The 10,603-nt window shown below is 35.3% G+C and carries 13 protein-coding genes; 10 read left to right on the top strand and 3 right to left on the bottom strand.

From position 1 onward, the window contains the following. From Q0Q74_RS13575 to Q0Q74_RS13565, 3 genes are all read right to left on the bottom strand, one after another. Nucleotides 1-313: DUF1972 domain-containing protein (locus tag Q0Q74_RS13575; protein WP_294431698.1), on the bottom strand; the 313-nt coding region annotated here is incomplete at its 3' end. Nucleotides 314-353: 40 nt separating this feature from the next. Continuing rightward, nucleotides 354-1,760 carry an ATP-binding protein gene (locus tag Q0Q74_RS13570; RefSeq protein ID WP_294431697.1) on the bottom strand — a complete coding sequence of 469 codons (1,407 nt, stop codon included), beginning with the start codon at nucleotides 1,758-1,760 and terminating at the stop codon, nucleotides 354-356. Nucleotides 1,761-2,087: 327 nt separating this feature from the next. Next, nucleotides 2,088-2,405, bottom strand: coding sequence for a helix-turn-helix domain-containing protein (locus Q0Q74_RS13565; protein WP_294431695.1), 318 nt, complete (start codon nucleotides 2,403-2,405; stop codon nucleotides 2,088-2,090). A gap of 121 nt (nucleotides 2,406-2,526) precedes the next feature. Here Q0Q74_RS13565 and Q0Q74_RS13560 point away from each other — a divergent pair, with 121 nt between their 5' ends. From Q0Q74_RS13560 to Q0Q74_RS13520, 10 genes are all read left to right on the top strand, one after another. Beyond that, nucleotides 2,527-3,048: a hypothetical protein gene (locus Q0Q74_RS13560; RefSeq protein WP_294431693.1), complete on the top strand. Its 522-nt coding sequence runs from the start codon at nucleotides 2,527-2,529 to the stop codon at nucleotides 3,046-3,048. Then, nucleotides 3,048-3,440, top strand: a complete 393-nt coding sequence (tagD, locus tag Q0Q74_RS13555; protein ID WP_294431692.1) for a glycerol-3-phosphate cytidylyltransferase — start codon at nucleotides 3,048-3,050, stop codon at nucleotides 3,438-3,440. Before Q0Q74_RS13560 ends, tagD begins: the two co-directional genes overlap by 1 nt. 8 nt (nucleotides 3,441-3,448) lie before the next feature. Next, entirely contained in the window at nucleotides 3,449-4,684 is a 1,236-nt protein-coding gene (locus Q0Q74_RS13550; protein ID WP_294431691.1) for an oligosaccharide flippase family protein, read from the top strand. Then, entirely contained in the window at nucleotides 4,681-5,865 is a 1,185-nt protein-coding gene (locus Q0Q74_RS13545; protein ID WP_294431690.1) for a CDP-glycerol glycerophosphotransferase family protein, read from the top strand. The genes Q0Q74_RS13550 and Q0Q74_RS13545 overlap by 4 nt, the downstream gene beginning before the upstream one ends. Before the next feature lie 34 nt (nucleotides 5,866-5,899). Beyond that, on the top strand, nucleotides 5,900-6,661 hold the full coding sequence (locus Q0Q74_RS13540) for a glycosyltransferase family 32 protein (protein ID WP_294431688.1): 762 nt from the start codon (nucleotides 5,900-5,902) through the stop codon (nucleotides 6,659-6,661). A gap of 2 nt (nucleotides 6,662-6,663) precedes the next feature. Beyond that, nucleotides 6,664-7,518, top strand: coding sequence for an EpsG family protein (locus Q0Q74_RS14230; protein ID WP_367268362.1), 855 nt, complete (start codon nucleotides 6,664-6,666; stop codon nucleotides 7,516-7,518). A gap of 210 nt (nucleotides 7,519-7,728) precedes the next feature. Next, nucleotides 7,729-8,184, top strand: a complete 456-nt coding sequence (locus Q0Q74_RS13535; RefSeq protein WP_294431686.1) for a DapH/DapD/GlmU-related protein — start codon at nucleotides 7,729-7,731, stop codon at nucleotides 8,182-8,184. Next, nucleotides 8,148-8,834 (top strand): DapH/DapD/GlmU-related protein, encoded by a 687-nt coding sequence (locus Q0Q74_RS13530; protein WP_294431685.1) that lies wholly within the window; start codon nucleotides 8,148-8,150, stop codon nucleotides 8,832-8,834. Before Q0Q74_RS13535 ends, Q0Q74_RS13530 begins: the two co-directional genes overlap by 37 nt. After that, nucleotides 8,831-9,931 carry a glycosyltransferase family 4 protein gene (locus tag Q0Q74_RS13525; RefSeq protein WP_294431683.1) on the top strand — a complete coding sequence of 367 codons (1,101 nt, stop codon included), beginning with the start codon at nucleotides 8,831-8,833 and terminating at the stop codon, nucleotides 9,929-9,931. The genes Q0Q74_RS13530 and Q0Q74_RS13525 overlap by 4 nt, the downstream gene beginning before the upstream one ends. Continuing rightward, nucleotides 9,925-10,603 (top strand): DUF1972 domain-containing protein (locus Q0Q74_RS13520; RefSeq protein ID WP_294431680.1); only part of this gene is annotated, 679 nt, incomplete at its 3' end. The genes Q0Q74_RS13525 and Q0Q74_RS13520, both read left to right, overlap by 7 nt.

The following is a 10,603-nucleotide window of genomic DNA, read 5'->3' as shown; positions in this document are numbered from 1 at the left end:
GCAGATTCGCGAATGCTTCCAAAATCACATGAACGTTGTTTTCCGGCTCAATTCTGCAAACCGTACAGGCATACGATTCACGGCAGAAGAGAATGCTGTCCTTGCCGTTCGCATCCCGGTCAAGGTAAATAAGATGCGCGCCTTTGTAGGATTCAAGTCTCTTTTCGTATTTCTTTGCAGTGCAGAACACTGTGTATTCGACATCGTCAGGTGTGTAGTCAAGCAAGTTGTCAACAAGCGACTCAAATCCGCCGTAGCACGCAGGAACGCCCACTGTGCCGATGATGTAGATTTTCTTTTTATTTTCTAGCATAACGCCTCCTAATTACTTTATAAGGCGTTCTTTGAGATTTCTATTTTTGAGGAAACAAGTCTTTCAAATCGTATAAAATCAGATTTTTCTTATACTCTTCATCGATTTTTTCAAAACCAGAGCGTGAAAAAAAGCCATATTTTTTACAGGACAAACCTGTCTCAATTACCTGTGCAATTTCTTTGTAAATCATACTCTGAGAAATTGGCTCAGAACGGAATTTTGCCTCATAAAAAATGTATTCGCCATTGTTTTCTGTAACAATATCAAACTCGCCGTTTGTATGATTTTTTACATCGTCATAATAATACTTTCCGATTTTCTCAAAATCATCAGAAAGTTCAGCACGACGATTTTTCATTATCAAAAATTGGCGGCACACTTCTTCAAATGCGCGCGGAACATAATTCTTTTCAAAATCCTCTGCTATAAACCTATTATAAAAAACGTCGCTATCCATAACAGTTAGCCTTGAAAGATTACGGTAAATGTACTTGAAATAGAACAATGTCAACTGGTCGCACACATAGTATCCAGCTTTTTTCTTGTTGTTCTCATCATTGATGGGATTTACTTTTTTCACAACATTCATCTTTATGAGTTTTTCAAGAACATCTGCAAGAGTTGGCGAGCTGGAAACTTTTGACTGCGAAAGAATATCTGCAAATCGCACATAGCCCCTTGCAAGTGTTTCAAAAACCTCATAAGCATTATTCATTTTCTGAATTTCTGACTTCAAATACATTGTAACTTCGGTTTCAAGACGACTGGACGGACTTGCTATTAGAGATATGATATTATCTTTTACACTTTTTTTTGCATCAACAAGGCGATTATAATGAGGTATGCCGCCAAAGACAGAGTAAAGTCTTACTTTATCTTCATCAGAAAAACCTTTATAAAAAAGCGATGATTCATAATAATTCATAGGTTTCAAATCAATCACAAGGTCAAAGCGTCCATAAAGCGGATTTTGCTTTTCAACGAGCGATTTCATTGTGTCAACATAAGAACCACATAAAATTAAATGTAAATGCGAATCATCACGATACTTATCAACAAGCGACTGAACAATGCTGTCCAAACCTTTTACGACTTTACTCAAATATGGATATTCATCAAGAATCAGAACCACATCCTTTCCGAGAGCCTGCTTGAAAACAAAATCCAGAATCTGTTCTATTGAAGAAAAGGAAAGCAAAGGAAAACCTAACGAATCGCTTACAATTTCTGCAAGACTTTTTACATTGTTATCTTCCGAAGTTTCCTTACATTCATAATAAAGTGAAGGAATTTTGAGAGAAGAAACACAATGCTTTATGAGCTGAGTTTTTCCAACACGCCTGCGCCCGTAAACCAAAGCCACATTCTGACCTTCATATGAGAAAAAATCATCCAGCTGCTTTTTATACTCCTTACGGCCCCAAAAAACGGTATTTGATTCCATGACGCCTCACTTTTACTCGGAACAAACCGACTCGATTCATTTCGACTAAAAGTATATTACAGTTACGAATAGCCGTCAAGTTTGTATAACTTTGACAAAATACTCTTTAAATTATGGTACGATAAGCAGGGTGATAAAATAGGGTGATAAATATTTTCTGACTGAGCTTTTTTGTTGGTGTGCAAAGGAACAGTAATTTTGAATCACACTATATTTCTTATAATTGCTAATAGAGTTGGCGTTTATCATGATAAATGCCAATTAAGATGACAGTTATTATAATCATAGGGTACAAGCAAAACCTGTTTGTTTTTGAGTAAATCGTGGTTATAGGTGTTTTTCTATAAAGTTGTCAATTTGCGTTGTTAAATTCTTTTTTAAGTTGTTTGCGAGTTGTAGCATTTCTCTTGAATCTGCCTGATTTGCAGATTTCGGTTCTTCAAGAAAAAGCTGGTAAGGCATGATGTTCAGCGCATCAATCATTTTTTGAATAACTTCCGTTGAAGGAAAATTCTTTCCGTTTTCTACAGCATTTAAATAATTCGGGCTTAGTCCTATCTTCTCTGAAAAAGCAAGCTGTGAAAATCCAGCTGTGTTTCGGTAATACCTTAAATTCTTTATAAAAATTTCCTGAACGTGAGTCATATTCTCATTATGCCGAAGTCTCCTTGTTTATGATTTAATCTATCTCAGTTATATAACTTTAATACAGTTGATTTAAAACTAAAATTCAGTTATCTTAACTGTAATACAGTTGCTTTTATTCATGGAGATAGCGTTGGTTCGTTACGCCCTTCTCTGCGGCTCTGCCCCAGAGAATTTTGGTCAGAAAAAACTTGAAGATTTTCATGATTCTCTTGAACAGACCGGAGAATATCAGCCGGGTAATATAGTTGCGTTTCCAAACGGAGTGCAAGAACTGTTTTTGGAGCTTGCTTTGAATGAGGCTGTTGATAAGCTTTGTGCAGAGGCTGATGAAGAATCGGATGTAATCGGAAAAATCCTCTTGTATTTTTGTGCACGCACTGAAGCTGATTTAGATTCAGAATTGGCGGATTCATATACGCCAGGTGTGCAAGTAGTGCGTCTCGGAAATGATGAGGTGCGAAAAGACGTGATTGAGTACTATCAGGGGCTTTGCAAGAGGTGCGACATAGATATGCAAGTTGTGTATGACTGGGACGGGGACTTTGTGAGTGAGAAAGATCTCGGATATGAGAAACTTTCGGATGAAGAGTGTAGGGAGTTTATAGCCAAAGTAAAAGCTGGATATATAAGGATTGGATGATGAAAAGAATTATTACATACGGAACATTTGATCTTTTACATTATGGACATATAAATCTTTTAAAGCGGGCAAGGGCTCTTGGGGATTACTTGATTGTTGCCTTAAGTACAGATGAGTTTAACTGGAATGAGAAACAGAAAAAGTGTTATTTCAGCTATGAAAAAAGAAAGCAGTTGCTTGAGGCAATCCGTTATGTAGATCTTGTAATTCCAGAAGAGAATTGGGAACAGAAAAAGAGTGATGTAAAGGAATATCATGTTGATACATTTGTGATCGGAGATGATTGGAAAGGTAAATTTGATTTTCTCAAGGAACTGTGCGAGGTTGTGTATCTGGAGAGAACCCCTGAGATAAGTACTACACAAATAAAAGCTGATTTGAATAAGAGATAATCCATAAATTGAACAGCCCTGAAAAGAATCTTGCTAAAAATACATTCTTTCTCTATCTCATGCAGATTGCGAATTATGTTTTTCCGTTATTAACTTTTCCTTATCTTACTCGTGTTCTTGGTGCGGAAAAATATGGTGTTGTGGTGTTTGGAAATGCTGTAATGTCATATTTCGGGCTTTTTTTGGAATTTGGTTTCATCCTTTCAGCAACAAATCTTTGTTCTCAATACCGTGAGGACAAAGAAAAATTGGGAAATATAACATTTGGTGTAATCTATGCAAAAGTTATCCTTGCAGTTTTGGGCGCAATCGTCCTGATTCTTTGCTGTAATTATAGTGCTGTTTTTAAGGTTCAGAAACAGTTTTTTTATTTATATTACATAGGAACTGCACTGAATATTTTCTTACCAGATTATCTGTTTCGTGGCATTGAGAAAATGAGCATACTTACTTATCGTGTGCTTTTTTCCAAGTTTGTATATACAGCTCTTGTTTTTGGGTTGATACATAATTCTGAAGATTATTGTTTTGTCCCTGTGGCGACTATTGGTGGTGCTGTTATTTCCGTACTATTAACATGGCTCGATATTTTACGAAAAAAATATATATCTCTTACCCGTATTTCAATTAATGATTCTCTTTCTTATATGAAAGATGCATCTGCATTTTTTATTTCTCGGATTGCTGTTTCAATGTACACGACTTTGAATACGGTTTTGTTAGGCTTGAAATTTCCTAACGCAGAGCTTGCATTGTATGGAACTGCAAATAATTTGACAAATATGTGCCGGACTATGATTTCCCCGATTTCGGATAGTATTTATCCATACATGGTGAAAAACAAAAATTTTAAACTTGTAAAAAAATTGATATTCATTTTTGAACCTGTAATTATCGCCGGGTGCATTTTATTGTATTTTATAGCTCCGTTTGTAATCCGAATTGTATGTGGAGAAGGTTATGATGGTGCAGTACCGGTACTTCGGAGCATGCTTCCTCTTATCGTAATCTCACTTCCGACATATTTATGCGGTTATCCTGTTCTTGGTGCCTTGGGAAAAATAAAAATTGCTAATATTAGTGTTATTTTTGGTTCGATTTTCCATATTATCGGATTGTTTGTGCTATATTTCGTTGGGTATATGAGCTTTATTTCTGTTTCTCTTTTAACTTTTGCAACAGAAATTATTGTGTTCTCAATTCGTTGTAAGACAATAATAAAAAATATTTTAAGGAAGATATGAAAGTGACGACAGATATTTTTTTCAGAAAGGCTGCTAGAAAAATTATTCGATTGACAGGATATGTTATTTATAAGTTTTCTCCGGTAAATGAACGATTAATTGTTTTTCAAAGCGAGGGGGATTTTTGGGATAATGCCTATGCTCTTTTTGATTATATGGTCTCTAATGGATATAACAAAAAATATCGGCTAGTTTGGCTTGTAAATGATGCTTGTTTATATAAAGACTTTGCTTATGAAAATATAGAATTTGTTGACGTGAATTCTTTTTCTATTAAAAGTAATTTACGTTTACAAAAGATAAAATCTACCGCAAAGTACTTTTTCTTTACACATTGGGGATATAAATATCGTAAAAAGGGACAGTTCGTTATAAATCTCTGGCATGGAAGCATTGTAATGAAAGCATCTTCTATAGTTTCTCCGACATTATATAAATCATTTGATTTTCAATGCTCGCCATCAATGGCAGCTGCTGAAAGAATGTCACTGTTCACGGGCATGAGAAAAGAACAGACACTGATAAACGGAGATTGCCGACAGGATTATCTTTTCTCTGATTGTGAAGAGAAAGTGAAATCATTTTTAGGTAAGGGCTATGACAAATACATTCTTGGAATGCCTACGTTCAAAAAAGCAAAAAATTGGACTGATGCACAAACGGAGTCCTGGATTCTGCCAATTGTAAAGAATAAAGAGCAATTCGAGATTTTGAATAATTTTTGCAAGAATGAAAATGTATTGCTTGTTTTAAAAGTTCATCATCTTGAAGATACAAGTTTTATCAATGCTGGTAGTTTAACAAATATCCGAGTTTTGAAAGATGAGGACTTGCAGAAAGCTCGAATTCAGGTTTATGAACTGATTGGAAAAACTGATGCTTTGTTAACTGATTTCTCAAGTGTGGCATACGATTATATGCTTCTTGACCGTCCGATTGGCTACATGGTTTCTGAAATGCAGAACTATACACGAGGTTTTATTATTCCAAATATTGAAGATGAGATGGCAGGCGAGAAACTTACATCTCTTGAAGATTTGGAGCAGTTTATTCTTGATGTTAAAAATGGAAAAGACGAATTTAGGGCCGCGAGAAAATCTCTTGTAGATAAGTTCTTTATATACCAGAAAGATGGAAACTGTGAGCGATTGCTGGAAAAACTAGGAATTGAAAAATGTTAAACGAATGTTAACAAACTGAATGGAATATTTTTATATGATACCAAAGATTATTCACTATTGCTGGTTCGGTGGAAATCCGCTGCCTGAGCTTGCACAAAAATGTATTGCCTCATGGAAAAAGTTCCTGCCTGATTATGAAATCAAGGAATGGAACGAAAGCAATTATGATGTGCGGAAAATCCCATACACAGCACAGGCTTATGACGCAAAAAAATATGCATTTGTAAGTGATTATGCAAGATTTGATATTTTGTATCAGTACGGTGGAGTTTATTTTGACACTGATGTTGAAGTTATAAAAGATTTGCGTCCAATTATTGAAAAAGGAGCATTCATCGGCGTTGAGAAGGGGACTCGTCCGCTTCTCAACGCTGGGCTCGGTATAGCAAGCCCAGCGGCGAGTGAAATTTATCGCGAAATCTTGGACTCTTACAAGACTGAACAATTTGTAAAGCAAGATGGTTCTTTAAATCTGAAAACTGTTTGTGAACGAGTTTCTTTTATTTTTGCAAAGCATGGTTTTGTAGAAAAAGACTGTTTGCAAAATGTTGCGGAAACAACAATTTATCCGAGTGATTTTTTTTGTCCGAAATCAATAAAAACAGGGCTTATAAAATTAACGGATAATTCGTATACGATTCATCATTATGATGGAAGCTGGGTAACTGGAACAACAAAACAGCTTAATGATGAAAAAAAATGGATTGTTGAACATGTAAAAATTCCTTTCCTTGTATATATACTTCAACGATTTATGGTTCTAAAAAAAATTATAAAGGATTGCTTTGTTAGATAGTTATGCAAGTTGCATATTTGTTTGTTAGCATTTATTTAATTTTTATTTACTCAACTAGACTTTCTCTAATTAAAGAGAAATCATTAGAAATATTTCGATTTATATTACTCGTTATTACGCTTGCACTTTTTTGGGGCCTGCGTGATCAAAGTATCGGAAATGATTCTGTTACCTATATAAAAATATTTCAAAATCCTGAATCTTATCCATCAAAACTTGAACCAGGATTTCTTTTCCTTTTGGAAATATTAAAATTTTTTTCTCTAAGTGGAAATTTCCTGCTTTTTTCACTTTCCTTCATACTCTTATTTTTACAATTACTAGTTTACTATAAATTCAATCAAAGAGATTTCTTCGTATATTTTATAATTTATTCCTCATTTTACTATTATTATCAGTTTCACATAAATATTATGAGACAAGGTCTGGCAATTCTTATGGTTGCAATGTCTTTTTTTGCTTACAAGAGAAAAAATTCGGTAGTTTATTTTATATGGGGAGTTATTGGTTGCCTTTTTCATGCAACAGCATTAATTTTTCTTATTTATCCAGTTTTTTTGAAAAAAATCGAAAATCGAAAAACACAGCTATTTTTTGTATTTTGTATATTACTGATGTTCTTTACAAATTTTGCGTCCTCTATTATTAATTCTATCCCTGCATTTCATTGGTCAATCGAAAAAATAAAATGGTATTTTGTCATAGCCGAGCCAGTACGTATAAAACAATCTCATGCTGTTTCGCTGTTTATAATTCTACTGTTTACATTGAAGTTTGAGAAAATGAAAAAATCTCCATATTTCTTTTTGTATACATTTCATACTGTGTTTTTTGCTTTTTTGGGAATATTCCATTAATGTCTCTTGGTTTATGACAGGTTTTATTTTTATCTTCAGATATTTGAGCCATGTCTGTTATATGAGTTTCGTGTCTTATTTAAGGAAAAGACCATATACAAAAAGATTTGCTTGGCAGGAAGTCTGTTGATGAGTTTTGTTACAGTATTTCTTTGGGGACCAAGAAATTTTCTTACACCGTACACTTTTCAATTTATGAGGTAATAAAATATGCAGGCAAAATTAAACTACGGATTAAAAAGATTCTTTACTCGTATTGTTTTACATATAGCCGCTGATTCGTATTTGATTAATTATCGTGTAAGGCGTTTCCTTTATCGGCTTGCAGGTGTAAATATAGGGAAAAATGTATTTATTGGTACTAATTGCTATTTCGATGAATTGAATTTAAAAGGTATTTATTTAGATGATAACTCTTTTGTAACAAGAGGATGTGTCATTTTATCACATTTCTCGAATAGTGATGATGGCTCTTTCGAATTAGGAAATGTTCATTTATCGAAAGGTGCTTTTTTGGGAGTCAATTCAATTATCACAAAGCCAGTATGCATCGGAAAAAATTCCATTGTTGGAGCAGGAAGCATTGTAACAAAAGATATTCCAGACAATGTAATTGCGGCAGGGAATCCTTGCAAAGTGATAAAGAGTCGAGAGGTAAAATCATGATAGGGTATATAAACACTAAAAAATATCGATTTCTCATTCTGTGTGAATTATTGAAAAAATGTCTCCGCGGTCTTTTTGTTTCTCTTTTTAAAATTCGCGGTTTTTGTAAAATTATTGCGATTGGTCGTAATGTCACTATTCTTGGTAAAAAGAAAGATTTGATTGTTGACTCTCGTGTAAAAATTGAAGATGGCGTGTTTTTGCAAACTGTTTCGCAGAACGGCATTCATTTAGGAAATAATGTAACAATTTGTCAAGGTGCACAAATTCGTCCGTCTGGATTTTATGGTGGAAATTTAGGCTGTGGATTACAAATAGGTGATAATTCTTCAATCGGGGCGAATTCTTACATTGGCTGTTCTGGGAAAATTGTTATCGGAAATTATGTGATGATTGGCCCTCACTGCACAATGATTGCTGAAAACCATAATTTTTCTAAGACTGATATTCCAATGCAAAAACAAGGTGTTGTTAATAAAGGAATCAAGATAAAAGATGATGTTTGGATTGGTGCAAACGTAACGATTCTTGATGGTGTTACGATAGAAACAGGCTGTGTTCTTGCTGCGGGTGCAGTCGTCACAAAATCCACCGAACCGAACGGCATCTATGCAGGAGTTCCCGCCCGAAGAATCAAGGAGCGTGTATGAAAATTCTTTTCGTTCATCCGTCTGTAGAGCTTTACGGAGCAGACAAAATACTACTTTATATTCTCGGAATCCTTTCTGCTAAAAAGCATGATATTACGATTCTTCTGCCAAAAGACGGCATACTTGTCAGTTATATTAAGAATGTTTCTTCTGACATAAAAATTGTGACAGACGAAAGACTTCCGATAGCCCATTCAAAACTTGGTCTTAAGGATTATATTTCTTTGCCAAAGAAAATCAGGCAGATTGAAAAGGTGTTTCCCAAAAACTCTTTTGATATTGTGTATTGCAATACGCTTGCTACGGTATTGCTCTTGTATACAAACTGGTCAAAAAAGCGGATTTGTCATGTGCATGAAATTATTGAAAACAAATTACTGAATTTTGCATTCTCATTTTTGCTTAGATTCCGCACGGAAAATGTGATTTGTGTTTCACGTCGGGTAAAAAATAATCTGCTTTTTTCAAAAAATTATTCTGTAGTTCATAATGGAATCCCAGACTTCGCAGAAGCTGACTTTCAGAACAAAGTTTCAGAAGTTGTTCAATTTGCTTTGCCTGGCCGGTTTATGCCCAAAAAGGGGCAGTGGTTCTTGATAGAAGCATTGAAACTTCTTCCAAAAGAATATCTGGAAAAAGTTCATGTTTCTTTATACGGAAGTTCGCCTCCTAATCGCATGGAATATCAGGATGAATTAAAAGATGCTGTAAAAAAAGCAGACTTGGATAGTATTGTCTCTCTGAAACCTTTTACTTCTGATATTTCACAGATTTATAAAAATGCGAATGTAATACTCGTTCCAAGTCTTATGGCAGACCCATTTCCAACTACCGTACTGGAGTCACTGATGTTTTCGCGTCCTGTGATTACAACAAACAATGGCGGAGCTGTTGAAATTCTTGATGAAACTTATGCAAAGATTATTGCACCGAATGATGCTATGGCTTTTGCTAGTTCGCTAAGGTTTTTTGTGGATAATCAAGAAAAAGTCTTTGAAATGGGAAAAAATGCACGTAATAAATATGAAAACTATCTGACAATAAAAAAATTTGAGACGCGGTTTTTCAAATTTTTGCAAATGGAGGCGTTATGCTAGAAAATAAAAAGAAAATCTACATCATCGGCACAGTGGGCGTTCCTGCGTGCTACGGCGGATTTGAGTCTCTCGTTGACAACTTGCTCGACTACACGCCCGCTGATGTGGAATACACTGTGTTCTGCACTGCAAAGAAATACGAGAAAAAACTTGAATCCTATAAAGGTGCTCGATTAATCTATCTTGACCGCGATGCGAACGGCAAGGACAGTATTCTCTATGATTACGAGTCGATGAAAATTGCCGTGCGGGAGAATGCTGACGTCATGCTGATTCTGGGAGTTTCGGGCTGCATGTTTCTTCCTCTCATTCGCCGCAAGTTCAAGGGCAAAATCATCACGAACATCGACGGCTTGGAATGGAAGCGTGATAAATGGAAGTCTTATGCAAAATGGCTTTTGAAATATAGCGAAAAGCAGGCCGTGAAGTATTCTGATGTCATAATCGGCGACAACAAGGGAATCACGGATTACGTTCATTCTGAATATGCGAAAATCGTTGCAAAAAAACGTATTGAGCTGATTGCCTATGGTGGCGATCAGGTTTCGCGCGTAGAAGACGATTCTCTTTATGAAAAGTATCCTTTCTGCCGTGAATCGTATGCCTGTACGGTTTGTAGAATTGAGCCGGAAAACAACGTTCATGTGATTTTGGAAGCATTCGCGAATCTGC

Source organism: uncultured Treponema sp., from assembly GCF_946187725.1.
Classification (GTDB): domain Bacteria; phylum Spirochaetota; class Spirochaetia; order Treponematales; family Treponemataceae; genus Treponema_D.
This window is presented reverse-complemented; position numbering and strand designations above follow the sequence as displayed.

What these genes read in the sequence shown, in the direction of transcription:
- Q0Q74_RS13540 (WP_294431688.1), top strand. Translation starts at nt 5,900, where the DNA reads ATGATACCAAAGATTATTCACTATTGCTGGTTCGGTGGAAATCCGCTG.
- Q0Q74_RS13535 (WP_294431686.1), top strand. Translation starts at nt 7,729, where the DNA reads ATGCAGGCAAAATTAAACTACGGATTAAAAAGATTCTTTACTCGTATT.
- tagD (WP_294431692.1), top strand. Translation starts at nt 3,048, where the DNA reads ATGAAAAGAATTATTACATACGGAACATTTGATCTTTTACATTATGGA.
- Q0Q74_RS13560 (WP_294431693.1), top strand. Translation starts at nt 2,527, where the DNA reads ATGGAGATAGCGTTGGTTCGTTACGCCCTTCTCTGCGGCTCTGCCCCA.
- Q0Q74_RS13545 (WP_294431690.1), top strand. Translation starts at nt 4,681, where the DNA reads ATGAAAGTGACGACAGATATTTTTTTCAGAAAGGCTGCTAGAAAAATT.
- Q0Q74_RS13525 (WP_294431683.1), top strand. Translation starts at nt 8,831, where the DNA reads ATGAAAATTCTTTTCGTTCATCCGTCTGTAGAGCTTTACGGAGCAGAC.
- Q0Q74_RS14230 (WP_367268362.1), top strand. Translation starts at nt 6,664, where the DNA reads ATGCAAGTTGCATATTTGTTTGTTAGCATTTATTTAATTTTTATTTAC.
- Q0Q74_RS13565 (WP_294431695.1), bottom strand. Translation starts at nt 2,405, where the DNA reads ATGACTCACGTTCAGGAAATTTTTATAAAGAATTTAAGGTATTACCGA.
- Q0Q74_RS13570 (WP_294431697.1), bottom strand. Translation starts at nt 1,760, where the DNA reads ATGGAATCAAATACCGTTTTTTGGGGCCGTAAGGAGTATAAAAAGCAG.